Genomic DNA, 25,502 nt, shown 5'->3' with positions numbered 1-25,502 from the left:
AGAAGCATACATGGCAAAAAATTTAGTTATAGTTGAGTCCCCGGCAAAGGCCAAGACCATAGAAAAAATATTGGGAAAGGACTTTGAAGTCAAATCCTGCTTCGGTCACATCCGTGACCTGGAGAAGGATGATATGGGGATAGACATAGAAAATAACTTCAAGCCTAAATATGTAATACCGGAAGATAAGGAAAAGGTAGTAAAAGACCTCAAGAAGCTGGCAAAGGATACCGATGAGGTATGGCTCGCAACGGATGAGGACCGGGAAGGGGAGGCTATTTCATGGCATTTGTGTGAAGTACTGAAACTGGATCCGGAAACCACCAAAAGAATTGTTTTCCATGAAATCACCAAACCTGCCATCGAAAATGCTGTGCAACACCCGCGTAAGCTGGACATGGACCGCGTTAATGCGCAACAGGCCCGCCGTATCCTGGACCGCATCGTAGGTTTTGAATTATCGCCTGTGCTGTGGCGTAAAATGAGTATGCGCAATTCCCTCTCTGCCGGCCGTGTACAATCAGTAGCTGTGCGACTAATCGTGGAAAGAGAAAGGGAAATCAACCAGTTCAACGCCGTAAGTACTTTTAAGGTAGAAGCTTATTTCACCGGAAAAGATATCAACGGTAAGAGCATTTCCTTCAAAGCAGAAGGCCCCAACAAGTTCAAAACAGCCGAAGACGCGGAAAAATTCCTGCAACAATGTGTAGGTGCCGCCTATACGGTAAAAGATATTCAGGTTAAACCCGGTAAAAAATCACCGGCAGCGCCGTTTACCACTTCTACCCTCCAGCAGGAAGCCAGCCGCAAGCTGGGATACAGCGTATCTAAAACCATGCTGCTGGCCCAGAAGCTGTATGAAAGTGGTAATATCACCTATATGCGTACCGACTCCGTAAACCTGTCGGATACCGCTATCGGTGAAATTGAAAAAGCAATTAAAACCAGCTTCGGTGACCGTTATCACCAACACCGTAAGTTCAAAAATAAAAATGAATCAGCCCAGGAAGCGCACGAAGCCATCCGCCCTACCTACATGGAAAACACCACGGTAGAAGACAGCGACGCCCGCAAACTCTATGAGCTGATCTGGAAACGTACCATTGCCAGCCAGATGGCCGACGCTGAACTGGAAAAAACCACAGCGAAAATCGATATCTCCACCAACCACGAAGAGCTGTCTGCCAGCGGGGAAGTGCTGAAATTCGACGGCTTCCTGAAAGTATATATGGAGAGCCACGATGAGGAAGATGTAAACGAAGATGAAGCAGCAGAAGGTTCTTTACCACCATTAGCCGTAAAACAATCCCTCGATCTGAAGGAAATGAAAGCTACGGAAAGGTTCTCCCGTCCGGCCCCGCGCTATACGGAAGCCAGCCTGGTGAAAAAACTGGAAGAACTGGGCATCGGCCGTCCTTCTACCTACGCCCCTACCATCACCACCATCCAGAAACGGAACTATGTGGAGAAGCGGGATAAAGAAGGTATCAAAAGAGAATTCCGCATCATGGTACTGAAAGCGGATCAAATCAGCAAACAAACCGATACGGAAAATACAGGCGCAGAAAAGTCTAAACTGTTCCCCACCGATCTGGGTATGATTGTGACCGACTTCCTCAACCAATACTTCAATTCCGTAATGGATTATGGCTTCACAGCTAAGATTGAAGAGGAATTCGATGAAATCGCCAGCGGTAAAAAAGTTTGGAACAACATGCTCCGGGATTTCTATTTCCCTTTCCATAAAGATGTAGAAAATACCCTCGAGCATGCAGAACGCGTAAAAGGCGAACGCCTGCTGGGTACCGATGAAGCGACCGGCAAACCGATTGTAGCCCGTATGGGACGTTATGGCCCTATGATTCAGATAGGTAAGGTAGAAGATGAGGAGAAGCCACGCTTTGCCAAATTAAAGGCCACGCAGAGCATTGAAACCATCAGCCTGGAAGATGCACTGGAATTATTCCGCCTGCCCCGTACCCTGGGTCAGTTTGAAGATTCCGATGTAGTCATCAATATCGGCCGTTTCGGCCCTTATGCCCAGCACGATAAAAAATTCTATTCCCTGAAAAAGGAAATGGATCCCTACACCGTTGAATTGGATGAAATAGCGCCACTGATTGCGGAAAAACGGACTGCCAAAGATGAACGCACCATCAAAGTCTTTGAAAAGGAAAAGATCCAGGTACTGAAAGGACCTTATGGCCCGTATATCAAACAAGGACTCAAAAACTATAAAATACCCAAAGAAAAGATTGATACAGCAGCCGATCTGACCGTGGAAGAAGCAAAGGCGATCATCGAAGAAGCCAAAGCCAATCCGCCTAAAAAGAAAGCGCCGCCCAGGAAGAAAAAAGCAGAATAAACAGCCGTTATATAATTAATAACTGCAGCGTGAAGTAATATGTTTATTAGTTAATTTGCTGACAGGGTCGCACCTATCAACGATTGCCAATCGTCATAATACGTGATATGCATGAAAACAGAGAAATAAATGCTTTGTTCCACTTGTTGGATGATCCGGACCTGGAAGTATTTGATACTGTAGCCAGTAAAATTCTGCTCTATGGTAAAGATATTATCCCGAACCTGGAGAACCTGTGGGAAAATACGATTGATGAGTCTATACAGGAGCGCATAGAACTACTGATTCACCGCGTGCATTACCAGGACTTACAAGCCGCCGTACGCACCTGGAGTCTTACAGAAAAACAGGACCTGTTACAGGGCGCCATACTGGCTGCCAGATACCAGTTTCCCGACCTGATGACCAATCAGGTAATGGTGGAAATAGACCGTATCAAACGTAACATCTGGCTGGAGCTGAACAACTACCTCACACCGCTGGAACAGATCAATGTGCTGAACAGCATGATCTATAACTATTTTGGTCTGAAGGGAGAAGAAGTATCCTACCAGCGTAAAAACCAGTTTTTCATCAATCAGGTAATAGAGTCCAGAAAGGGTAATCCGATTACCAACGGGATCATCTATCAAAGTCTTTGCGCGATGCTGGATTTACCTGTATATGCAGTGAATATTCCCCGGCAGTTTATTTTAGCTTATTTTGATACCTACATCGATTTTAATGAACCGATAGAGCCGGAAGATCACCGGATTCTGTTCTTTATTGATCCGATTCAGGGACAGATTTATACGCAACAGGATGTGGATACCTATCTCAAAAGGGTATCGGTACCCGCGGTACCGGCTTATTTCAAGCCCCAGTCCAATAAACGGATTATACAGTTCTTACTGGAAGAACTCTCCAAATGTTTCCGGGACGATAAAGAATCCTATAAACAGGACGAATTAATGAATCTGTCCAGCATCCTCGAAGAATAAGCATCCTACCTTACGATATTGCAAAGCGGTTCGCCAGGCGGACCGCTTTTTTTATGCCCGGCCGGCCGGCAATAGCAGGGGTATTAAAACAAGGGCATAATAATGAATAATAACCCGTTGAAGCCCTCCAATAGCCACTGGGGACATATGTATCAACTAAACGGCCCTATCGGCATATCTGGCCGCTTAATGGCGATTATGGATTGCCGGGCCAGGGGTTCACTTTACTGCATTAAAAAAGCCGCTCGCTATGCGAACGGCTTCTTTAATTTCTTGCAAGAAAGATATATTACCGAAATAATATTCTCTTACTTAGTGTGCAGCTGGAGCTGGAGCAGCAGAATCAGCAGCTGGAGCAGCTACCTGAGCAGCAGAATCAACTGGAGCCAGAGCAGCAGAATCAACTGGAGCCTGAGCAGGAGCAGCGTTCATAGTGTCAACAGTAGTTGTTGCAGTAGAATCAGCAGCAGGAGTGCTACCACCGTTACAAGCTACGAAGAACATACCAGCAGCGATAGCGAATACAAATACTTTTTTCATTTTAGTTGTTTTATTTTTTAAAACCGGCGCAAAGTTATTGATTTTTTTTAGAATACAAAATCTATAAAAAAATACTTTGTTAGTGCTTGTTTAAAACTGACAGATCGATTCGTTTCTCGCTGATAGCGCCGCCTGAAAACTTAAATAGGCGCTTAAAATATACAGAGACAGATGAGTGGCCGGAGGAGGTTTTCCAGGCCTGATATGCCCTTTATGAATGGGACTGTAGGGAAAAAAATGGATTATCTAACACAATTTTTCCGGGATTTGGAGGCTTTTAGTAGTTCACCCAAATGACAATTTAACAAGAAAGGCAATATCCACCTCTCCTATCACATTGAAAATATCCTTTTATGATCGAGCAAATTGAATTAATAGCTCAAATTTTCCGCTATCAGCTTCACGAAGGGCACGTAAATACGCTGCACGATATTCACCTGTATTCACCAGATTTTCAGCGCCCCATGTAAATACATATCCGCCCAATACTCCTTCAATTAAAATATCGGCCATCAAACGTGAATGCCTTCCATTCCCATTAGCAAAACAATGGATAAAAACAATGCGATGTTTAAACCTCACTGCAATTTCATCCAGTGAAAATGTCCCATGCTCAATCCAATACTTGCAATCATCCAGCAATTGCCTCAACTCAATACTTATCTGGTATTTATCTACACCAATATTCTTATTAGAATTGCGGAAACTTCCTGCCCAATCCCACACGTCTCCCAGCATTTTAGTATGAACTAAGCGAACAAACTTCTCAGTTAATACCTCTGCCATCGTGAATCTTTTACGACGAGAAAGTGTCCAGCGAACAGCATCCTCAATATTACGCTGTTCCAACTCATCTAATTCTCCACGGGTTGTAATGTTCAGAATTTTCAACCCATCTTTTTCATCCTCGTCAAGTGGAGTTTGTCCTTCATCATATTGAATATCTAATCCCATAGTTTTTTCGACATTTCCCTTTTAAGTTCGTCAGCCATTTCGCTAATAGCCTGTTTAATTCTTGTTGGCGAATTTTCCTGATCTTCTAGTTTCATTGTAATAGAAGTGCGTTTTACGATTTGCATAGCCATTTCATAGGCCTTACGTTCAACCATTTTTTCCAATGAATCTTCTTTGGGGACAAAACCGTAAACCAGGCGCATGTTTAATGCTTCGGCGGCCTCTTTTAGAGATTTTAAAGATAACGTGCCTTCTTTTTCTCGTAACTCAAGAGCTCGTACACTTTGAGGGGTTATATTCATGCGCTTACCTAGCTGACTTAAAGACATATTCAACGTCTTACGAATAATGTTTACCCATCCCTCTTTAGGGATCATTATTTTCTGTAAAGGCATCATCTTTTGCAATTTGCCATCTAATTGCCTGATTAATAACAAATTATTTCCTGAAGACATAAGCTACCTCATTGGTTTAGTACTATAAATTTAAACTTTTAGTATTAAACAATAGCAAATTATTAAACCTATACTATTAAAAAGTAATTTTATTATTAATACTATAGACTTAATAATAAGTATTAATTTTAAGCCTATAGCATTAAAAACATTTAAATACTGTTATTCCTAGACGACATTTTAAGCAAATACTCTTCTTGTTGCCCATTGTCTGGCACCAGCCAGAATGAGAAATGGGGAATAGCGCCAGTAACGGCGCCTTCCCCATTTTTTAAGATCTCTATTTTTGAAAACAGCTATCGGATTTGACCAGTTGTCTATGTATTCTCAGCTAGAATATATATCATATTTATCAATACAAAATATATTAAATAGCAACTACTTAACCGCATCTATAATAATAGAAGTATAATTTAACTTCCCCCCTTCGTTCCGTTCATCATAACGTTTGGATCTATGTATCATTCCATCATTCCTATCCCAATCATTAAAATGAAAATCTCCCTTCTCATCAAAGTATTCCAGCAACTTCACTTTAAAACCAGCTTCACTTAACAGTTTACTAAGGATGGTATAGTTATAAAGCATCTTATGATCGTCAGCTCCCCAGCCAGTACCGCCCGGCTTAACCTGATTCACATATCCGGGATCAGGATGAAATCCATCAGGAACCGCTATACGGAGATAACCACCCGGCTTAAGATACTGATAACAGGTTACCGCCGCTATCAAACCATTATCATAGCTCAGGTGCTCCCATACATGTTCCGCCAGAATTACTGATATCGACGCATTCGGTACATATACCTTCCAGCTATCAGGATTCAACAAATCAAACTGATGCATTTCAGTTGGTATCCATCCCTTTTCAAAGACGCCACTCGCTCCTACTACCATCTTCCAATCCGTAGTATGCTTCAATCGGTCCCTGAGTTTTCGGTTGGACCACATCTCCTGAAGTGTATAATATCCGCTTACTTTTTTGACGTTTCTGATTACTTTCTTGATTGCTGATTTCATAAATTGAGGGTGATTAGTAACAATTCGCATCACTTTTTCGATCAATCCAGCGCTTTTCCATATGCAGAAATAGTAATAAACGATCTGTCAGTAAGGGAATTCATTGCCTAAATTTCGCCATTGACATTCCGTCCTACAGCTCCATAAGGTTCCACTTAATACACTTCGAAGGTAATATTTACACGTTCTTTTTTCTGATAATATTTTTCCCACACGTTACCCTTACGAATCGGTCAATAACCTGTACTTCGCTCTCATAGTATGTTTCCCGAAAATTCAAACTAATGGATCGATTCGTTTTTCACTGATTTCCTTCCCCTGAAAATTTAATCATGCTCTTACGGGCTGATTATTTTTTACGGAAGAAGATTTTCACTGGCACACCGGTAAAGTTAAAGTTTGTGCGTATCTGGTTTTCCAGGTAGTTGCGGTAAGGCGTTTTCACGTCATCCGGCAGGTTACAGAAAAATGCAAATGCAGGCGTATGCGTTGGCAGCTGCGTCACGTATTTAATACGGATAGGCGTACCTCTTACTACTGGCGGATGGTATGCTTCAATAGCTTTCAGCATAATCTCATTCAGCTTGGAGGTCTGTATCTTACGGGTACGGTTGTCGTATACTTCCAGGGCTACTTCAATCGCTTTGAAAATACGTTGTTTTTCGATCACGGAAGTGAAGATCACAGGCACATCAGAAAATGGCGCCAGGCGTTTTTTCAGTTCCTTTTCATAATCACGGGCGGTGTTGGTTCCTTTATCCATTACATCCCACTTATTCACCAGCACCACTACACCCTTTCCTTTACGTGCAGCCAGGCTGAATATGCTCAGGTCCTGACCGGTCACGCCTTTTTCGGCATCCAGCAACAGCATCACCACATCCGCTTCATCTACGGCCTTAATGGCACGGATAACGGAATAGAATTCCAGGTCTTCCTGTACTTTCGCTTTACGTCTGATACCAGCCGTATCAATCAGCAGGAAATCTTTCTGGTACATGTTATACCGGGTGTGAATGGTATCACGGGTAGTACCGGCAATATCAGATACGATATTTCTTTCCTGACCAATCAACGCATTCAGCAGGGAAGATTTTCCTACGTTAGGCTGTCCGATGATAGCAATCTTCGGCACGTCTGTTTCTGCTGTAGCATCTCCCATATCCTCGGTAATGTTCGCTACCAGATCATCCAGCAATTCGCCGGTACCACTGCCAGACATAGAGGAAATGAAATGTACATGTTCAAAGCCCAGGCTGTAAAACTCAGTGGCTTCCAGCTGGCGTTGCGGATTATCTACTTTATTGACAACCAGATATACCGGTTTGGAAGTACGGCGCAGCAGGTCTGCCACATCCGAATCCAGATCAGTAATACCGGTGCTTACATCGCACATAAAGACGATGGCATTGGCTTCTTCAATGGCTACTTTCGCCTGTTTACGGATTTCCCGTTCAAATACATCGTCACTTTTGGATACAAACCCACCCGTATCAATCACGTTGAATGTTTTACCATTCCAGTCAGCAACACCATACTGACGATCGCGGGTTACACCGCTCACGTCATCTACAATCGCCTTGCGTTGTTCCAGCAAACGATTGAACAATGTTGATTTGCCCACATTCGGGCGGCCCACTATAGCAACTGTAAATCCAGCCATGTTTATTACTATTTCGTATTACTATCTATAAAATGATGCGCAGGAATGACGCATTTAAAACAAAGCAGTATACATTAAAAAGAAAATGATTTTGGGAAGACAACACTCCCGGACAGCCTTGTTTTTAATGTATAATTCCCCCTGCGCAGTGCATATTAATATCCGTATTCTTTCAGATAGAGATCATTATCTCTCCACTTGCCGCGTACTTTCACAAAAAGCTCCAGGAAGGTTTTCCGTTCAATGAATTTCTCAATGTCCTGACGGGCCAATGTACCCACTTCACGGATGGATTTTCCTTTTTCGCCCAGGATAATCGCTTTCTGCGTTTCCCGGGTAACAATGATTTCCGCCGTTATTTTAGTCAGGGTTTGTTTCTCCTGAAACTGTGTTACAATAACGGTGGTATGATAAGGAATCTCTTCTTCAAATAACTGGAAGATCTTCTCGCGGATAATTTCTGCTACAAAAAAACGTGTAGACTTGTCCGTTAGGGTATCTTCAGGATAAAAAGGATTGGCATCCGGCAATAAGGCTACAATAGCCGCCATCAGCTCTTTCAGTCCCTTTTTCTGCATTGCGGAAACAGGCACTACTGCTTTCGCCTTGCCCCATGCTTCCGCACGCGCTACCAATGTCTCCATATCCGCTTTCAGGATGTTATCCATCTTGTTGATAATGAGGATCACAGGTACTTTCAGCTTCAGCGACTCAAATAATTCCAGGTTTTCTTCCAGCGAATCTTTGGCATCCATAATCAGCAATGCCACATCTGCATCTTCCAGGGCCGATTTCACGGCGCCCATCATTTTCTCGTGCAGTTTGTACTTCGGATCAATAATACCAGGCGTATCCGAAAAAACAATCTGGTACCCCGGCTCCGTCAGGACCCCTGTAATACGATGCCGGGTGGTTTGCACCTTGGGGGATATAATAGCCAGCTTTTCGCCGATAATAGCGTTCAGCAATGTGCTTTTACCCGCATTGGGCTTACCGAAAATATTTACAAAACCTGCTTTATGCATGATGATAATTGAGACCTCCTATGGTTGCATTCACAACTCAAACTTACGGAAATAAAAAGAGCCGAATTTCTTCGGCTCCTGGTTTTTTTAAAGCGCTTTTGACGCTGTATTTGTAGCGAGGAGCGGATTCGAACCACTGACCTTCGGGTTATGAGCCCGACGAGCTACCTCTGCTCTACCTCGCAATGAGGGTGCAAAGATAGTATTATTTTAAACACTGCCAAATCTTTTTCTAAAAAAACAGAAAAAAGCCAACCATAAGCGGTTGGCTTTCATATTGGAATGCTTGTAAACATCAGAAAGGAAGGTCGTCAGCGGGCTGTTCCTCAACGGGATCTGTTTCTGGTACCAGCGGTGCTTCTGCCACTGCTGCTTTCCGTTTTTCTTCGTCTTTACGGCTGAGTAACTGTAACTGGGAAACCCGTAACCGCAAAGCACCTGATAAAGCCCCGGTCGTATTGCTTACATACGCCTCCACCCTCGGAGAACCCTCTACATACACCATCACACCCTGATTTAAATAAGGTGCCAGGTTTTCGCGGTCCCATAAAGAACAATCGACCCAGGTGGTTCTCTCCTGCAATATACCCAGCGCATTTTTGAAGCGCTCGTTTACTGCCACCGGAAAGCTGAAAACAGTCACACCATTGATTTCTCTTTTAACAACGTCCCGGCCAAGGTGCCCGATTAACTGAAGTTTAATCATCAGTAATAAAGATTTAAAAGGTTAAAAATTTATTTACGATGACTAAGAGAAGTACTATCGGAAATTACGCAAAAAACATCTTCCGGAAAAATTATTTCCGCATTTCATTCCCACAAGTATACCTTTGCAAAGAATCACTACATGGGGTGCCTTACTTATCAGGCTGAGATCACACCCAATGAACCTTGACCAGGTAATGCTGGTTAGGAATATGAGAACGAAAACATATTTATTTCAATGAAACGATTACTGTTTTTAGTGCTGCTAGGCATAGCAGGCACTTTACATGCCCAATCCCTTATTACCGGCACTGTCACCAATAAAGCCAACGGTCAGCCACTGGAAGGAGTGACCATCACCCTGCAGCAAAGCGGCGTACTCACCGATAACAAAGGCCACTACAGCATAACGCTGCCAAAGAAAGGCAACCATACCTTACTGGCCCGCTACATCGGATTCAAACCGGTAAGTCTCCCTGTACAGGCAGGCTCCAGCAAGCAGCTGGATATTGTACTGGAAGAAACCGGCCTCTTTGTAAAGCCCGTAGAAATCAGCAGTCTGCGTGCAGGCAAAAATGCGCCGTTCGTGAACAGCACGCTCACCAAAGAAGAGATTAAAAAAGAAAACCTGGGGCAAGACCTGCCGATGCTGTTAGGTCAGCAACCCGGCGTGGTAACCACCTCCGACGCAGGTACCGGCATCGGCTACACCGGCATGCGGGTACGTGGCTCCGACCTCACCCGCATCAACGTAACCGTAAACGGGATTCCGGTAAATGATGCAGAATCGCAGGGTACCTTCTTTGTCAATATGCCCGACTTCGCCTCTTCCGTGAACAGTATTGAGCTGCAACGCGGCGTAGGTACTTCCACCAACGGTGCCGGCGCATTCGGCGCTACGCTGAACCTCAGCACCAACGAATTCAACGAAAAAGCCTACGGTGAAATCAGCAACAGCTACGGTTCTTTCAACAGCTGGAAACATACGGTGAAAGCCGGTTCCGGCCTGATCAACGATCACTTCACCATCGATGCCCGGTTATCCAAAATATCGTCTGATGGCTACATAGACCGCGCTACGGCTGATCTCCGCTCCTTTTATACGTCCGCTGCCTACATCTCCAAAAAAACAGCGGTCCGCCTCAATGTATTTTCCGGTAAGGAAAAAACCTACCAGGCCTGGAATGGCGTACCTGCCACATACCTGAAAACCCGCAGAACCTACAATTCTGCCGGTATCATCAACGCCGCTACCGACAGCGCCTATAACAATGAAACCGATAACTACCAGCAAGACCATTACCAGCTGTTCCTGAACCAGGAAATCAATACCAACCTGAACTTCAACGTAGCCCTGCATATGACCCGCGGCCGCGGTTACTATGAGCAATACAGAAGCAGCGATTCTCTTAGCAGTTATGGTCTTCCTCCGTATGAAATCAACGGCGCCGGCGTCTATACCACTGATCTGGTACGGCAGCTGTGGCTGAGCAATTATTTCTATGGTGGTATCTTCTCCGTCAACCGTACCGGCACTACCTTCAACTGGAGCCTGGGTGGCGGCTGGAACCGCTATGAAGGCGATCATTATGGCACTGTTATCTGGGCCAAAACAGGCATCAACAAAGATCATGAATACTACCGCTATGCGGCAGAGAAAAATGACTTCAACGTATACTGGAAAGGGGAATACAAGATCACGGAAGCCCTCCGTCTGTTCGCTGATCTGCAATACCGTAATGTGATATATAATATGGATGGCTTTGAAAAAGCCCCCCGTTATATGCCGCATGTGACCTATCACTTCTTCAATCCCAAAGCAGGGATCTCCTACGCCATCAATCCGGCCAGCCGGGTATTTGCCTCCATCGCTGTGGCCAACAAGGAACCTAACCGGGTAGATTTTGAATCCAACTATGGCGCTACGGAACCCAAACCGGAAGTACTCCGCGACGTGGAAGCCGGTTATTCCTGGAGTAACCGAAAAGTAGCCATACAGGGTAACATCTACTATATGAATTACAAAAACCAGCTGGTACAAACCGGTGCGCTCACGGATGTAGGCGCCTTCGTTCGCACCAACATTCCTAAAAGCTACCGTATGGGGGTGGAAGTAAGCGGACAGGTAAAACTGAGCCCGGTGTTCACTATTGCCGCCAACGCAGCATTGAGCGAGAACAAAGTACTCGACTATGATGCCGTTACCTATGATGGGGCAGGAAAAAGCTATACCACCCGGTATAACAAAGCGAATATCTCTTATTCACCGGCTTTCGTAGGGGGATATACGTTAACTGCCAAACCTGTCAGCGGTCTTACCATAGACCTGCTGGGCAGATATGTAAGCCGGCAGTACCTGGACAATACCTCTGCTGATGCCGCCAGTCTGGATCCGTATTTTGTGAGTAACCTGCGGTTTCACTACGTAGTACCGCAACCGTTATTCCGCGAGCTGGGTGTACAATTGCTGCTGAACAATATTTTCGACCGGAAATATGAACCCGGTGGCAGCGCTTACCGCTCCTTCGATCCGGCCAGCAACCGTATTAACTACGATACTTATTATACGCCGATGGCCGGCTTCAATTTCTTTGCAGGCCTGACTATCGGATTTTAATTTTCCGGCGGACCGGCAGCAGCAGCCTTTGCCCGGTCCGCCAATATTTTTTTCTTTACGAAAGACAGCTGTGTATCGGTGCCTTCCATCAGTTCCTTTAAAACCAATGCCACGGCATAATCCGGATGTAATATTTCTTCACGGTTCCGGTTGTATCCCTTCCCATTATTAAACCATAGCCGGTAAAGCGGTGTATGTATGCTTATCCCCGAATGCTTTAATACCAATATTTTCCCTTCTTCTCCTACACAACTCTGTAAATAACTACCCGCTTCCTCACCATACAATATTCCGCGTTTGCGGTGTTTTACCAAAGCAGCAAACTGCACACCGGCAGCATTGGTACCGCCACTGATCAGCACATGCACTTTGCCGGTAAAAGGACGTTCTTTTAATTTCAGATAGGCGTGCCCGTAATGGTGTCTAAAACGCGGCAATGTATCCTGTATCAGGCAGTTGCCATTGGGCGCAATCCGCAGCAGCGACCTATACGGCAGGCTATCACGGTATACAGCGGCCGCCATTTCCCGTTCATATAGCCGGGGAAAAGCCGTATCACCCAGCCGGCAAAACAGGTCCGCCGCATAATCCGGCGCACCTCCATCACTTCTGCGCAGGTCTATAATAAGCTCTTTCACATTGTCCAGTTGTATCCGGGTAAATATTTCATCCAACTGATGGTTAAACAAGGTGGAATCATCTGTAAATCCCCTTATCGATAATACCCGCGCGTCGTGGTCCAGATTATAAACGCTGATATAAGGTTGTCCTACCGGCAGATCATCCCGGTAAATATAATCCTGGTGCAGCTGATAGGCCGACGACATCTGTTGCAACGTCATCAAAGGAATCCGCAGCGTGGTAATGCTGGTCTGCTGGTAACCTCGCAACTGTAAGGTAATACTATCTTCAGCGGCAAACATCTCCTGGTAGCGCTCCCGGAACCAATGTCCCAGCAAATAGGATTTAATGGTCTGGTTATAGCCATCTGCAGAAAAAGTAGCCAGCATCCGGTTCACCAATCCCGGCATGGGAGCTTTATTGATCGCCAGGATTTCACTACCCGGCTTTAAAGCCGGATCATTGCTGTAATTATTGAACACATAGGCCTTCCCTCCTACCAGCCGGATCTCAAAAGGTACATACCGGGTAGCAGCAGTTGTTTCTCCGCCAGCCAATAACAACGTATGCCCATCCCGGACAGCCGTCACCGCAGCCGTGACCATCAGTAAAAATGCCTGCTTCGGCATCGGTTTATTACATCGCTGTAAAAGGCTGTCGAATTTCCGGTCCAGCACTGCTTTGGGCGTAAAGCGATACAGTGCAGGATGGCTCGTTTTCAGCGTTTGTATCAACTGGGTCATATCCTGCCTGGCTTCCTCCGGAGATACCAGCTGTGCCTGCGTAATAACAGGCCAACAGCAGCTACATAACCATATCAACCATCTTTTCATATAAAAAAATCTCCGATGGAATTTACAATAAATCCAGAAAACAAACAGGCCTCCGGTAACCGGAGGCCTGTAATATATAGCAGGTATAAACTGTTTATGGTTGCAATAACTTTTCCAGTGCCTGGTCTACTTTGTCAAAAGGAAAACCTGCTACAACCGCATCCATCTGCGCCGCAATCTGTGCGGTACACAGGTTACCGATACTGCCGGCATGGGTATGATTCACTTCTTTCGCCGGAGAAAATACCCCTTGTTCTATATCCAATCCTACCTGTTTATAGGCTTCGCGGAAAGGCGTACCCTGTAACACCAGGTTATTCACGACTTCCACACTAAACAGGTACTGGTATTTATCATCGTCCAGGATATGCTCACGGATACGGATATTTTCCAGCATCAGACGACTCATGCGGATACAGTCTTTCAATGTCTGAAACGCCGGGAACAGGTTTTCTTTCAGCAGTTGCAGATCGCGGTGATAGCCCGATGGCAGGTTGGTGATCATCATGGCAATTTCATTCGGCAACGCCTGCAGCTTGTTACCATGCGAACGGATCAACTCCCATACATCCGGATTTTTCTTATGCGGCATGATGCTGGAACCAGTTGTCAGTTCATCCGGGAAACTGATGAAACCAAAATTCTGGTTCATGAACAAACAGGCGTCCATCGCCATTTTGGCAATGGTAGCTGCAATACCGGATAAGGCAAAGGCTACCACTTTTTCTGTTTTACCTCTGCCCATCTGTGCATACACCACGTTGTAGTTCAGGGAATCGAAACCCAGCAACGCTGTGGTCAGCTCACGGTCAAGGGGGAACGAAGAACCATAGCCGGCAGCAGAACCCAGCGGATTTTTATTCACCACCTTGTAGGCGCCCTGTAATAAGGTAAGATCATCTACCAGGCTTTCTGCATAAGCCCCAAACCAAAGTCCGAAGGAGGAAGGCATGGCAATCTGCAGGTGTGTATAGCCAGGGATGAGGTGATTTTTATAGGCTTCGCTTTGTTGCTGCAGCAAGCGGAATAAAGCCAGCACTTCTTCCACCATCACCTGTAGTTCGTGTCGCAGGAACAACTTCAGATCTACCAGCACCTGATCATTACGGGAACGGCCGCTATGGATTTTTTTGCCCACTTCCCCCAAACGGCGGGTAAGCAATAATTCCACCTGGGAATGAATATCCTCCACATCTGCCTCCAGCTTAAAGTTGCCGGCTTCTATATCCTGGTAGATATTACGTAGCTCCTGTTTCAGGATAGTCAACTCTTCGGCACCGAGCAAACCAATGCTTTCCAGCATGGTGATATGCGCCATAGATCCCAGCACATCGAAAGGCGCCAGGAAAGTATCCATTTCCCGGTCTTTACCAACGGTAAACTGCTCTACCGCCGCCAGGGATGCTTTATCTTTTTGCCACAGTTTCATAAATATCTTATTTCGAAAAACTAAAAATCGTATTTGCCAAACACCCGTTGTTTCACCTCGGGCCACTCTTCTTTCAGCATACTGAAATAAACCGTATTACGTACCCTTCCCTTGCTGGTAATCATATGATGACGCAAAATACCTTCCTGCGTACAGCCGATGCTCAGAATCGCATTGCGCGACTGGGTATTCAGCTCATCTGTTTTGAATTCAATACGGTTGAGATCCATCACTTCAAAAGCATATTGCAGCATGGCAAACTTCATCGCCTTATTTAATCCGGAACCCTGTAAAGCAGTATCTATCCAAGTATAGCCGATTTCGCTGCGTTTATGCGCCAAAGCGATACCGCTGTAACGGGTACACCCTGCAATGCGTTGTTCCTTTTTATCTGTTACCACAAAAGGAATAGACGTCTGTGCCGTTCTTTCTGCCAGTGCATTGGCGATATATTGCTCCAGGCCGGCCCGGCTGTCGATATGCAGCGCACCGACTGTCCAAAGCGCCGGTTGCAATGCGATGGGCAACAATGCCTCCAGGTGTGCCGGCTGCAAAGGTTCCAGCAGCACCCGTTTATTTTCTATAACAGGAAAAAAATTCATCTCACATGATCCTTTCAAGTAAGTTAATATAACTATCGATACCGGCTTTGATTTCTTCCAGATAAATATATTCATCTGCCGTATGCGAACGGGCACTATCGCCTGGTCCCATTTTCACGGAGGTAGCCGGAATCAGCGCCTGATCAGAAGTAGTCGGTGAGCCGTACCAGGTTTTACCGGCAGCAATACCCGCCTGTACAAACGGATGATCCAGCGGAATAAAGGAAGGCCGCATACGCATGGAACGAGGCTTTACCTCACAGGACACGTGCGCACGGATAATCTCCAGCAGTTCCTCCAGGGTATATTGGTCCGTAGCACGTACATCTACTGTAAAAGAACAGTCTGCCGGCACTACGTTATGCGCTTTGTTGGAAGTTTGTATGGCAGTAACACTCATCTTCACCGGGCCCAGGGTTTCCGACACTTTCGGGAAGCGATAATCCTTAAACCAGTTCAGGTCCGGCAATGCTTTATACAAGGCATTTTCGCCTTCTTCCCGCGCGGCATGTCCTGCCTTTCCGATGCTCACACAATCCAGCACCATCAACCCTTTCTCTGCAATTGCCAGCTGGGTTTGCGTGGGCTCTCCCACAATGGCAAAATCAATGACCGGCAGTTTAGCCAAAATGCTTTCCACACCATTGGCGCCGCTGATTTCTTCTTCGGCAGTAGCGCTTAAAATAATATTGTACGCCAGATCTTCACGCTGATAGAAATGCAGGAAAGTAGCAATCAGGCTCACCAGACAGCCACCGGCATCATTGCTGCCCAGGCCAAACAGTTTACCATCTTCCACATCCGGGCGGAAAGGATCGCGGGTATACTGCGGATTGGGCTTTACCGTATCATGATGGGAATTAAGCAGGATGTTGGGTTTGGCAGGGTCGTAGTGTTTATTGAAAGCCCAGATATTGTGCAGGTGCCGCTCGTGCGGAATATCCATTGCCGTCAGAAATTCACTGATCAGCTGTGCAGTGCCTTCTTCTTCGCGGCTTAATGATGGGGTAGCAATCATCTGCTTCAGCAAAGCGACAGCCACACCATATAATTTTTCATTCCACATTGGTTAGCATATTAAAGTACCAGCCACCTGGGTGGTTGTATTGTTCAGCACATCTTTCGCATGGCCTATCAGCACTTCTTTCACCCCATTGTTGATGGCACTGAAAGCATTATCCAGCTTAGGCAGTATCCCGTCTGTCAATACTTTTTCCGCCAGCAGTTGCTGATAGATAGCAGGATTGATCAGGTTGATCACGGCTTCATCATCTGCCGGATCACGCAATACGCCTTTTTTCTCGAAGCAATAGATCAGTCGTACCTGGTAGCTGTCAGACAGTGCAATGGCCAGGGAAGAAGCGATGGTATCCGCATTGGTATTCAGCAGTTGCCCTTTACCATCGTGGGTAAGCGGTGCAAATACGGGTGTAGTACCTGCTTCCAGCAAGGCTTTCAGCGGTGCAGTATGCAGTTCGGCAGCACGCACATCCCCTACGAAACCATAATCGATTTCCTTTACCGGTCTTTTCACCGCCGGAATGATATTGGCATCTGCGCCGGTCAGTCCGATGGCATTACAGCCAGCAGCCTGCAGCTGTGCGACCAGCTGTTTGTTGACCAATCCGCCGTATACCATGGTCACGAGATCAATCGTGGCAGCATCGGTAATACGTCTGCCATCCACATAATTGGAAACGATCCCCAGCTGATCTCCGATACGGGTGGCTATTTTGCCGCCGCCGTGAATCAGGATTTTTTTTCCGGGAATAGCGGCAAACTGCTGCAGGAAGTCCTGCAGCAGTACCGGGTTGTCGATGACGTTTCCACCTACTTTTATAATAAACAGGTCGATCATTATTTTGATTTCAGGATTTCACTCAATACGGCCTGTGCAGCCCATACGCGGTTACCCGCTTCCGGAATCACAATAGATTGCGGGCCATCCAGTACTTCATCAGCAATCACCACATTTCTTCTTACCGGCAGGCAGTGCATTACTTTGGCGGTATGCGTGTTTTTCAGTTTATCATTGGTAATCATCCACGCCGGATCGGTACAGGTAATGTTCCCGTAATCGCGGTAGGATGACCAGTTTTTTACATATACAAAATCCGCTTCTGCCAGCGCTTTGTCCTGGTTGTATTCAATGGTGGCATTGCCGGAAAATTTCTCATCCAGCTCATATCCTTCCGGATGCGTGATCACAAAATCCGCTTCTCCCCATGCATTGATCCACTGGGCAAAAGAGTTGGGAACGGCCTGTGGCAATGCTTTCACATGTGGCGCCCAGGTCATCACCACCTTGGGTTTACGGGCGTGTTGCCAGTTCTCTTTGATGGTAATCACATCTGTTAAACTCTGCAAAGGATGCAGGGTAGCACTTTCCAGGCTAACCACCGGTACGCCGGCATATTTTATAAACTGATTGATATACTTCTCCGTATAATCTTCTTCCTTGTTTTTTAATCCCGGAAAAGTACGGATGGAAAGAATATCAAAGTATTGTCCCATTACCGCAGCAGCTTCTTTCACGTGTTCGCTGGAAGTACCATTCATCACCACGCCATCATTCATTTCCAGCTGCCAGCCTTCTTTATCGATGTTAAATACCACGGCTTCCATGCCCAGGTTTTTAGCGGCTACCTGCGTACTTAAGCGGGTACGCAAACTGGGATTCAGGAATATCATTCCCAATGTTTTGTTTTTCCCCAGCTCCTTATCCCGGAAAGGATCCTGTTTGTAACTCATAGCAATGTCCACCAGCCGCGGGACACTGGGAACATCAGATGCCGAAATAAATTGCTTCATTAATTGGATTTTGTTTTGTGCATCGCGGAAGAAGTATCCGTGCTGCATCCTTTATTTCAATTCAGTACCAAATGCTTCAAGAAACTGATCAGCATGTGCCCGGGTAAGTGCCAGTGAAGGCAACAGGCGGATCACATTGGGTTTTGCTTCCCCGGTGAAGATCTTATGTTTGGACAGCAGCGCTTTTCTCACATGTGCCAGTTCTTCCGGCAGCTCTATGCCAATCATTAAACCTCTTCCTCTCACTTCTTTCACCGGTGCAAACGCACGCAGGGATGTGATCAGGTATTCTCCTACAGCTGCCGCATTGGCGATGAGCTGTTCGGATACGATGGTTTCCAGTACAGCCAGACCTGCTGCACACGCGAGGTGATTACCGCCAAAGGTGGTGCCCAGCATACCATATACCGGCAGGAATTTAGGCGCAATACTGATGGCGCCTATCGGAAAGCCATTGCCCATACCTTTGGCCATGGTATAAATATCGGCATTCACGCCGGCAAAATCGTGTGAGTAAAATTTACCACTACGACCATATCCGCACTGCACGGCATCCGCAATATATACTGCACCGTGCGTATCGCACAGCGTCCGGATCTTACGCAGGAAGGATTCGCTGGCTACATTGATACCACCTACACCCTGAATACCTTCAATGATGACAGAAGATACTTCATATTGCTGGAAAGCCTGCTCCAGCGCCGCTTCGTCTTCCCATGGAAGGAAAACCACATTACCGGTTTCATTCACCGGCGCTACAATTTTCGGATTATCCGTAGCCGCTACTGCCAGCGATGTTCTGCCGTGAAAAGATTTTTTGAACGCGATAACGGTTTTTCTGCCGTTATAAAAAGAAGCCAGTTTCAACGCATTCTCGTTGGCTTCTGCACCAGAGTTACACAAAAACAACTGGTAATCTTCCTTGCCGGACACTTTGCCCAATAAGGCGGCCAGTTCTTCCTGCAAAGGCATCTTTACAGAGTTGGAATAAAAACCTACTTTATTCAATTGATCCGTCAGGCGCTGTACATAGTGCGGATGGGTGTGACCGATAGAGATCACAGCGTGACCGCCGTACAGATCCAGGTATTGCGTGCCTTTATCATCCCATACATGGGAACCCAGGGCTTTTGCGATGACAATATCATTAACGGGATAAACGTCGAAAAGTTTCATGTTGACATTTGAATTGAAATGATAAAAACACTTAAAACACGATGGACTTCAATTTCAGTCCCGCCGTTTCTTCCAGTCCGAACAACAGGTTCATATTCTGTACTGCCTGACCGGAAGCGCCTTTCAGCAGGTTATCCTCGATGGTGTGAATAATCAGTTTATCCTTCACTTTTTCCAGCTGCACCAGGCACTTGTTGGTATTCACCACCTGCTTCAGGTCTATTTGTTTGTCGCTGACGTGCGTAAACGGATGACCGGCGTAATAGGTTTTATACAGCTGTACCGCCGCTTCCAGCGACAGATCGCTTTGCAGATAAGAGGTTACCCAGATGCCTCTCGGGAAGTCGCCTCTTACCGGTACGAAGTTGATATCTGCGGAGAAACCGGGCTGCAACAGCTGCAGGTTTCGTCGTATTTCTTTCAGGTGCTGATGGGTCAGCACTTTATAGGTAGATATATTGCTGGCTCTCCAGGTAAAATGGGAAGTCGCCTGCAGGCTTTGGCCGGCGCCGGTAGAACCGGTGATTCCGGTGGTATGTACTTCTGTCAGTAAACCTGCCTGTGCCAGTGGTAACAGCCCCAGTTGAATAGCGGTGGCAAAGCAACCGGGATTGGCAATGTTCTGTGCAGCAACGATTTGCTCCCGCTGCATTTCCGGTAAGCCATATACAAAGGATCTGCCATTAACGGATTCGCCTAAACGAAAATCCTGGCTCAGGTCTATTACCTTAATATGTGGTGCGATGGCCGTTGTTTCCAGGAACTTGCCGGATTCTCCGTGTCCCAGGCATAAAAACAGTACATCTATATCGTCGCTCAGATCTGCGGTAAACGTCGCATCGGTTTCACCCAACAGGTCGGCATGTACGGCATATAAAGGGTTGCCGGCGTTGCTACGGCTATGTACAAACGAAATCGTTACATCCGGGTGATGTATTAAAAGCCTGATCATCTCCCCGCCTGTATATCCTGCTCCTCCTACGATTCCTGCCCTTACTTTTTTATCATTCGCCATGTCTGCTGATTTATAAAGTGTTTTTAATCTGATGCCAGATCATTGTCTGGTTACCAAAGATTTTGCTGAAGCCTCTCACATCTTCTCCACTCCAGCCACTGTTCATCTCACCGTATTTACCGAATTTGCTGCTCATCAGATCATACGGAGAAGCAATACCGGTTACCTGGAAACGGTAAGGCATTAAGGTAACGAATACGTCGCCGGAAACATTTTCCTGGGTATCCTGCAGGAAGGCTTCCATATTGCGCATCACAGGATCCATGATCTGGCCTTCGTGCATCCAGTTACCATAGAACTGCGCCAGTTGGTCTTTCCAGCTCAGCTGCCATTTGGTTAACACATGTTTTTCCAGGGCATGATGCGCTTTGATGATCACCATCGGAGCAGCTGCTTCAAAGCCTACACGGCCTTTAATACCGATGATGGTATCACCTACGTGAATATCGCGGCCGATCGCATAGGCGCCGGCAATGCTTTGCAGGTGTTGTATCGCTGCGGCAGGGTGGTTAAAAGTCTGGTCATTGACACCGGTCAGCTCGCCTTTGGTGAAGGTCAGCTTTACGGATTCTTCGCCATCTTTGGTCAGCTGGGTAGGCCAGGCAGATTCAGGCAGCATACCGTTGGAAGTAAGGGTTTCTTTTCCTCCAACGGAGGTGCCCCAGATGCCTTTATTAATAGAGTACATGGCTTTTTCGAAGTTCACGTGTACTCCTTTCTCCTGCAGGTAGGAAATTTCTTCTTCCCGGCTCAGTTTCATATCACGGATCGGGGTAATAATTTCCACCCCGGGTATCATAATATGAAATATCATATCGAAACGTACCTGGTCGTTACCTGCGCCAGTGCTGCCGTGTGCAACTGCGTCGGCGCCCGTTTCCTTCACGTATTCTGCAATGGCCAGTGCCTGGCTCATACGCTCTGCACTTACACTCAGCGGATAGGTATTATTCTTCAGTACATTACCGAAGATGAGGTATTTGATTACACCGTCATAATAAGATTGGATGGCGTTAACAGTTTTATGACTCTTCACACCCAGATTATAAGCGCGCTTTTCAATTTCCTGCAGTTCTTCTTCCGAAAAACCACCGGTATTTACAATCACCGAATGCACTTCATATCCTTTTTCTTCAGTCAGGTATTTCACGCAATAGGAAGTATCAAGGCCTCCGCTAAATCCGAGTACTACTTTTTTCATTATGACGTTGTTTTTTATAATTCCAGATAACAATGTTTACGATACAATCAGGGGTCAGAACAGGAAGAATTTCTTTTTCAATCCAATTGTGCTGCCTTCTTTTTTACTCTTCAGCAAAACAAATCTTTTAAATCTTAACCAGCGCTCATAGAGCTTTATGTTTCCTTTAAATCCGCGCCGGCGCCTTTCTTCGTGTATATCTCCGCCAGGCAATACGCTGTGCTGATTTTTCTCCGCGTCCGCTTTATCTGCAGCTGCTTTTTCCTCCACCGCTTTCAACTTCTCCAGCGGGTCATATAACATAGCGGTACACAAACAATTCTTTCGTTGTTTGCTGGTAAGGATATCGAAATTCACACAACTTCTACAGCCCTTCCAGAACTCATCATCGTCTGTCAGTTCTGAATAGGTAACAGGTTCATAGCCGAGTTCTGAATTAATTTTCATGACCGCTAATCCGGTGGTTAACCCAAAAATCTTTGAATCCGGATATTTCTCCCGCGACAGTTCAAAAATCTTCTTCTTAATCGATTTCGCAACACCGTGGCCGCGGAAAGCGGGGTTAACGATGAGGCCGGAGTTGGCAACAAATTTATCATGGCCCCAGGCTTCTATATAACAGAAGCCTACCCAATCACCCTTGTCTGTAATCGCGATTACTGCTTTTCCTTCCTGCATCTTCAGCTCCACATAGGCTGGAGAACGCTTGGCAATCCCTGTGCCCCGCGCTTTTGCAGATGCTTCCATCTCATCTGTGATGGTGTTTGAATAGTGAATATCGTCAGGAGTGGCTACCCTAACGATGATACGTTGCTTTTCCAACTTTTTAAATTGAAATCGTGAATCAATAAACTACATGAAAGTTCCATTACTGGAAATGGTTCACCGGCAGTATGGGAATACCGGCGCGATAGCGGTCATATGACAAGCGCTATCAAATCCTTGGTCGTCGGGAAAGGTATCTAAAGACATTGAACCCAACAGAATATACCCCTTTGTTTAAAGCGGGATGATATGCAGAGATGTTGGTATGAGTTGCGGTTTTTTCCAACTTCAGTTCAGCGTTAAATTGTTATAAATATTGTCTTTAGTTTTTAGATTATCCGCAAAGTTATAACAATATCTTTTTAAATGATCGAATTTTTTTTGCTGAATGCGAATATTTAACAAAAAGGAAAAAATACGACGGAAGTTGGCTGACCCTGGGTTAGATCAGCAAAACAGATTAACACAATTTCCGCCTTTATAATTAATAAATGATTGCCATATGAATAAAAAGGAAAGCAAAGGACAAAAGGAGTGGCTACTTTTTTTATCACCGCATTCCTTTTTATTCAACAGGTGTCAGTTATCTTTCAGCAGGCCGGTCGTGTGTAATCACTCCCAGTTCCGCAACACTTGTCCAATTCTCTTGCTCATTGGCGGGGTTAACAGCAACAAACTTGATAAAGCGTGCGGACACTGCTTTAAACAATACGGTTTGCATCACCGGGTTATTACGGATATTGGCAAACTGTCCATTAGCGACCGGATCTCCCCAACTTTTACCATCCTGGCTGATATAGCAGGCATATCCATATACAACACCTCCTGCATCACTGCCGGCAGGCGGCGTATATGAGAAACCACGTAATAACAACTCTCCGCCCAAATCTACTATCAACTCATGCGGGTGCTTTTCAGTTGTTTTAATATCCTTCGTTACCCATACGGTAGCAGGGTCTCCATCGATTGCTTTTGCTGCTTCTGCCTCATTTATTCCTGGTGCCGGCACGATCCGCCATTTTGCCGGTGCTACATCGAAATACGCGGTAGCTGTTTCACTGGCTGCTTTACCTTGCGGCAGAAAAGCTTTGGCTTTCACGGTTCCTCCTTGCGCAAACGCTACGGGTGCAGTAAAGCGCGCCGAATGATATTGCGGCTCGCTACCATCCAGTGTATACCGCAGCTCTGTATCAGCAGCGCCCGACAAGGATAATGCACCCGCTTTGTCGCGCCGGATCTGCGGCCGCTCTACCTGCTCAGGCGCCTGGAACAGCTGTACTTCACTGATCACCGGGCTGGCCTTGGCATCCAGCAATTGTATCCTTACCACAGTTGTGGTATAATCCGGCAACCGTAAGATGCGTTTGTGACCGATGGTGGTTTCCCGCGCTACCTCTTTAAAGGCGCCGTTCTCCAGAATCTCCACGGAAAAAGCCTTCACCCGCTGCCCCAGTGCAATCGCTTCCTGCAACACCACCCGGTTAAAGGTTACAGGCTTCGGAAAGGTGAGTGTAATCGTTCCTTGTTGTACATTTTCGGCCGTGGCCCAGTAAGTAGCCGGATTACCATCCTGCAGGAAAGTTGTTTTTACCGCTGCATTATTTTTACGTGTACCCGTTGCCGTTATTACGGCTTTCCGGACCAGGTTATCTTTAAAAGAAGCATCCAGCACCCGGCGTAATTCCATCAGGCGGGTAGAATCATTCGGATGAATCAATCCCTCCCGGTCTACCGGCACATTCAGAATCAGGTTACCATTGCGGCCTACGGAAGCATAATAGATATCCAGCAGCTCCGTCACGGATTTTACCTTATTATCTGTTTCCGGACTATAGAACCATCCCGGCCGGATAGATACGTCACATTCTGCCGGTATCCATTGTTCGCCATCCTCATTACCTTCATTGAGTGATTGTGCCGGCGGGCCACCCGCACCAGGCGAAAAGCCCTTTACATTCAACGTACTCCAGTTGGTAGTACCTGCAAAACCTTTTTCGTTTCCTACCCAACGGCAGCCCGGTCCTACATCACTGAAGATGACGGCATTGGGCTGATGTTTATGTACCACGCTGTGAAACAGCGGCCAGTCATACTGTTGTTTTTTAGTGCCATCATTGGCGCCGTCGAACCACTGCTCAAATACCGGCCCGTAGCTGGTCAGCACTTCTTTCAGGGTGTTGGCAAACACCTGGTTATAAGTGGGCGTACCATACTCCGGATGGTTGCGGTCCCATGGCGACAGGTATACGCCGAATTGTAAGCCATACGCCTTACAGGCGGCAGACAATTCCGCCAGCACATCACCCTTCCCGTTTTTCCAGGCGCTTTCCCGCACGGTATGTTTACTGTATTTGCTGGGCCACAAACAAAAACCATCATGGTGTTTGGCGGTGATGACAATACCTTTCATACCGGCCAGCTTCGCCGTACGTGCCCATTGCCGGGCATCGAGGCGGGATGGATTAAATACACGCGGATCTTCATCGCCATGTCCCCATTCCTTGTTGGTGAAAGTGTTGGGCCCCAGGTGGATGAACATGTAGTATTCCAGGTCATTCCAGGCTACCTGTGCTTTGGAAGGCAGCGCACCGTATGGGCTGATCTGCTGTCCTACGGCCATATTACAGCTCAGGAGGGCAGCAAGCAGATAAGTTGTTTTTTTCATTTGTTCCTATTGGCAGACATTAAATATAATATATAAAAGATGCCTTGTATAGTAGCGCGA

21 protein-coding genes and 1 tRNA gene are annotated in these 25,502 nt (G+C 46.2%); 3 read left to right on the top strand and 19 right to left on the bottom strand.

Annotated features, from left to right (window positions below; translation table 11 throughout):
- The first annotated feature begins 10 nt into the window (after nucleotides 1–10).
- Complete coding sequence (topA, locus tag OL444_RS09360; RefSeq protein WP_264733481.1) at nucleotides 11–2,365, top strand: type I DNA topoisomerase; 2,355 nt, start codon at nucleotides 11–13, stop codon at nucleotides 2,363–2,365.
- 107 nt (nucleotides 2,366–2,472) lie between these two features.
- Nucleotides 2,473–3,345, top strand: a complete 873-nt coding sequence (locus tag OL444_RS09355; RefSeq protein WP_264733482.1) for a transglutaminase-like domain-containing protein — start codon at nucleotides 2,473–2,475, stop codon at nucleotides 3,343–3,345.
- A gap of 312 nt (nucleotides 3,346–3,657) precedes the next feature.
- Here the strand turns inward: OL444_RS09355 and OL444_RS09350 are convergent, their stop codons facing one another.
- From OL444_RS09350 to OL444_RS09315, 8 genes are all read right to left on the bottom strand, one after another.
- Nucleotides 3,658–3,885: a hypothetical protein gene (locus OL444_RS09350; protein ID WP_264733483.1), complete on the bottom strand. Its 228-nt coding sequence runs from the start codon at nucleotides 3,883–3,885 to the stop codon at nucleotides 3,658–3,660.
- A 351-nt stretch (nucleotides 3,886–4,236) separates the two neighbouring features.
- Nucleotides 4,237–4,839 carry a mobile mystery protein B gene (locus OL444_RS09345; RefSeq protein ID WP_264733484.1) on the bottom strand — a complete coding sequence of 201 codons (603 nt, stop codon included), beginning with the start codon at nucleotides 4,837–4,839 and terminating at the stop codon, nucleotides 4,237–4,239.
- Nucleotides 4,830–5,294, bottom strand: a complete 465-nt coding sequence (locus OL444_RS09340) for a mobile mystery protein A (protein WP_264733485.1) — start codon at nucleotides 5,292–5,294, stop codon at nucleotides 4,830–4,832. Before OL444_RS09340 ends, OL444_RS09345 begins: the two co-directional genes overlap by 10 nt.
- A 378-nt stretch (nucleotides 5,295–5,672) precedes the next feature.
- Nucleotides 5,673–6,314, bottom strand: a complete 642-nt coding sequence (locus OL444_RS09335; RefSeq protein ID WP_264733486.1) for a class I SAM-dependent methyltransferase — start codon at nucleotides 6,312–6,314, stop codon at nucleotides 5,673–5,675.
- A gap of 349 nt (nucleotides 6,315–6,663) precedes the next feature.
- Nucleotides 6,664–7,977 (bottom strand): ribosome biogenesis GTPase Der, encoded by a 1,314-nt coding sequence (gene der / locus OL444_RS09330; RefSeq protein ID WP_264733487.1) that lies wholly within the window; start codon nucleotides 7,975–7,977, stop codon nucleotides 6,664–6,666.
- A gap of 155 nt (nucleotides 7,978–8,132) precedes the next feature.
- A complete protein-coding gene (era, locus tag OL444_RS09325; RefSeq protein ID WP_264733488.1) occupies nucleotides 8,133–9,002 on the bottom strand; it encodes a GTPase Era in 870 nt (289 codons plus the stop codon).
- 113 nt (nucleotides 9,003–9,115) lie between these two features.
- Nucleotides 9,116–9,187 (bottom strand) — tRNA-Met (locus tag OL444_RS09320).
- Between the two features lie 110 nt (nucleotides 9,188–9,297).
- Nucleotides 9,298–9,708 carry a single-stranded DNA-binding protein gene (locus OL444_RS09315; protein ID WP_264733489.1) on the bottom strand — a complete coding sequence of 137 codons (411 nt, stop codon included), beginning with the start codon at nucleotides 9,706–9,708 and terminating at the stop codon, nucleotides 9,298–9,300.
- Nucleotides 9,709–9,945: 237 nt separating this feature from the next.
- On the opposite strand from OL444_RS09315, the gene OL444_RS09310 reads away from it, so the two are divergent.
- A complete protein-coding gene (locus tag OL444_RS09310; protein WP_264733490.1) occupies nucleotides 9,946–12,324 on the top strand; it encodes a TonB-dependent receptor in 2,379 nt (792 codons plus the stop codon).
- Here OL444_RS09310 and OL444_RS09305 read toward each other — a convergent pair.
- From OL444_RS09305 to OL444_RS09255, 11 genes are all read right to left on the bottom strand, one after another.
- The gene (locus tag OL444_RS09305; protein WP_264733491.1) at nucleotides 12,321–13,778 is read right to left on the bottom strand and encodes a S41 family peptidase; all 1,458 of its coding nucleotides are present in this window, start codon (nucleotides 13,776–13,778) and stop codon (nucleotides 12,321–12,323) included. The genes OL444_RS09310 and OL444_RS09305 overlap by 4 nt on opposite strands.
- A 94-nt stretch (nucleotides 13,779–13,872) precedes the next feature.
- Nucleotides 13,873–15,207 (bottom strand): argininosuccinate lyase, encoded by a 1,335-nt coding sequence (argH, locus tag OL444_RS09300; protein ID WP_264733492.1) that lies wholly within the window; start codon nucleotides 15,205–15,207, stop codon nucleotides 13,873–13,875.
- A gap of 20 nt (nucleotides 15,208–15,227) precedes the next feature.
- Entirely contained in the window at nucleotides 15,228–15,809 is a 582-nt protein-coding gene (locus OL444_RS09295; protein WP_264733493.1) for a GNAT family N-acetyltransferase, read from the bottom strand.
- A 1-nt stretch (nucleotide 15,810) separates the two neighbouring features.
- A complete protein-coding gene (locus OL444_RS09290) occupies nucleotides 15,811–16,875 on the bottom strand; it encodes a M20 family metallo-hydrolase (RefSeq protein WP_264733494.1) in 1,065 nt (354 codons plus the stop codon).
- Nucleotides 16,876–16,878: 3 nt separating this feature from the next.
- Nucleotides 16,879–17,667 carry an acetylglutamate kinase gene (argB, locus tag OL444_RS09285; protein WP_264733495.1) on the bottom strand — a complete coding sequence of 263 codons (789 nt, stop codon included), beginning with the start codon at nucleotides 17,665–17,667 and terminating at the stop codon, nucleotides 16,879–16,881.
- Nucleotides 17,667–18,620: a Rossmann-fold NAD(P)-binding domain-containing protein gene (locus OL444_RS09280; RefSeq protein WP_264733496.1), complete on the bottom strand. Its 954-nt coding sequence runs from the start codon at nucleotides 18,618–18,620 to the stop codon at nucleotides 17,667–17,669. Before OL444_RS09280 ends, argB begins: the two co-directional genes overlap by 1 nt.
- A gap of 51 nt (nucleotides 18,621–18,671) precedes the next feature.
- On the bottom strand, nucleotides 18,672–19,796 hold the full coding sequence (locus OL444_RS09275; RefSeq protein WP_264733497.1) for an aspartate aminotransferase family protein: 1,125 nt from the start codon (nucleotides 19,794–19,796) through the stop codon (nucleotides 18,672–18,674).
- 31 nt (nucleotides 19,797–19,827) lie between these two features.
- A complete protein-coding gene (argC, locus tag OL444_RS09270; RefSeq protein ID WP_264733498.1) occupies nucleotides 19,828–20,811 on the bottom strand; it encodes an N-acetyl-gamma-glutamyl-phosphate reductase in 984 nt (327 codons plus the stop codon).
- Between the two features lie 10 nt (nucleotides 20,812–20,821).
- Nucleotides 20,822–22,012 carry an argininosuccinate synthase gene (locus tag OL444_RS09265; protein ID WP_264733499.1) on the bottom strand — a complete coding sequence of 397 codons (1,191 nt, stop codon included), beginning with the start codon at nucleotides 22,010–22,012 and terminating at the stop codon, nucleotides 20,822–20,824.
- Between the two features lie 54 nt (nucleotides 22,013–22,066).
- Complete coding sequence (locus OL444_RS09260; protein ID WP_264733500.1) at nucleotides 22,067–22,834, bottom strand: GNAT family N-acetyltransferase; 768 nt, start codon at nucleotides 22,832–22,834, stop codon at nucleotides 22,067–22,069.
- Between the two features lie 526 nt (nucleotides 22,835–23,360).
- Nucleotides 23,361–25,442 carry an alpha-L-fucosidase gene (locus OL444_RS09255; RefSeq protein WP_264733501.1) on the bottom strand — a complete coding sequence of 694 codons (2,082 nt, stop codon included), beginning with the start codon at nucleotides 25,440–25,442 and terminating at the stop codon, nucleotides 23,361–23,363.
- Nucleotides 25,443–25,502 lie beyond the last annotated feature (60 nt).

The organism is Chitinophaga nivalis (assembly GCF_025989125.1).
Taxonomy (GTDB): domain Bacteria; phylum Bacteroidota; class Bacteroidia; order Chitinophagales; family Chitinophagaceae; genus Chitinophaga; species Chitinophaga nivalis.
The sequence above is the reverse complement of the archived record's forward strand: the minus strand, read 5'-3'. Positions and strand labels throughout refer to the sequence as shown.

Coding starts and splice junctions, on each gene's coding strand:
- topA (WP_264733481.1), top strand. CDS start 11: ATGGCAAAAAATTTAGTTATAGTTGAGTCCCCGGCAAAGGCCAAGACC.
- OL444_RS09355 (WP_264733482.1), top strand. CDS start 2,473: ATGCATGAAAACAGAGAAATAAATGCTTTGTTCCACTTGTTGGATGAT.
- OL444_RS09350 (WP_264733483.1), bottom strand. CDS start 3,885: ATGAAAAAAGTATTTGTATTCGCTATCGCTGCTGGTATGTTCTTCGTA.
- OL444_RS09345 (WP_264733484.1), bottom strand. CDS start 4,839: ATGGGATTAGATATTCAATATGATGAAGGACAAACTCCACTTGACGAG.
- OL444_RS09340 (WP_264733485.1), bottom strand. CDS start 5,294: ATGTCTTCAGGAAATAATTTGTTATTAATCAGGCAATTAGATGGCAAA.
- OL444_RS09335 (WP_264733486.1), bottom strand. CDS start 6,314: ATGAAATCAGCAATCAAGAAAGTAATCAGAAACGTCAAAAAAGTAAGC.
- der (WP_264733487.1), bottom strand. CDS start 7,977: ATGGCTGGATTTACAGTTGCTATAGTGGGCCGCCCGAATGTGGGCAAA.
- era (WP_264733488.1), bottom strand. CDS start 9,002: ATGCATAAAGCAGGTTTTGTAAATATTTTCGGTAAGCCCAATGCGGGT.
- OL444_RS09315 (WP_264733489.1), bottom strand. CDS start 9,708: ATGATTAAACTTCAGTTAATCGGGCACCTTGGCCGGGACGTTGTTAAA.
- OL444_RS09310 (WP_264733490.1), top strand. CDS start 9,946: ATGAAACGATTACTGTTTTTAGTGCTGCTAGGCATAGCAGGCACTTTA.
- OL444_RS09305 (WP_264733491.1), bottom strand. CDS start 13,778: ATGAAAAGATGGTTGATATGGTTATGTAGCTGCTGTTGGCCTGTTATT.
- argH (WP_264733492.1), bottom strand. CDS start 15,207: ATGAAACTGTGGCAAAAAGATAAAGCATCCCTGGCGGCGGTAGAGCAG.
- OL444_RS09295 (WP_264733493.1), bottom strand. CDS start 15,809: ATGAATTTTTTTCCTGTTATAGAAAATAAACGGGTGCTGCTGGAACCT.
- OL444_RS09290 (WP_264733494.1), bottom strand. CDS start 16,875: ATGTGGAATGAAAAATTATATGGTGTGGCTGTCGCTTTGCTGAAGCAG.
- argB (WP_264733495.1), bottom strand. CDS start 17,667: ATGATCGACCTGTTTATTATAAAAGTAGGTGGAAACGTCATCGACAAC.
- OL444_RS09280 (WP_264733496.1), bottom strand. CDS start 18,620: ATGAAGCAATTTATTTCGGCATCTGATGTTCCCAGTGTCCCGCGGCTG.
- OL444_RS09275 (WP_264733497.1), bottom strand. CDS start 19,796: ATGAAACTTTTCGACGTTTATCCCGTTAATGATATTGTCATCGCAAAA.
- argC (WP_264733498.1), bottom strand. CDS start 20,811: ATGGCGAATGATAAAAAAGTAAGGGCAGGAATCGTAGGAGGAGCAGGA.
- OL444_RS09265 (WP_264733499.1), bottom strand. CDS start 22,012: ATGAAAAAAGTAGTACTCGGATTTAGCGGAGGCCTTGATACTTCCTAT.
- OL444_RS09255 (WP_264733501.1), bottom strand. CDS start 25,442: ATGAAAAAAACAACTTATCTGCTTGCTGCCCTCCTGAGCTGTAATATG.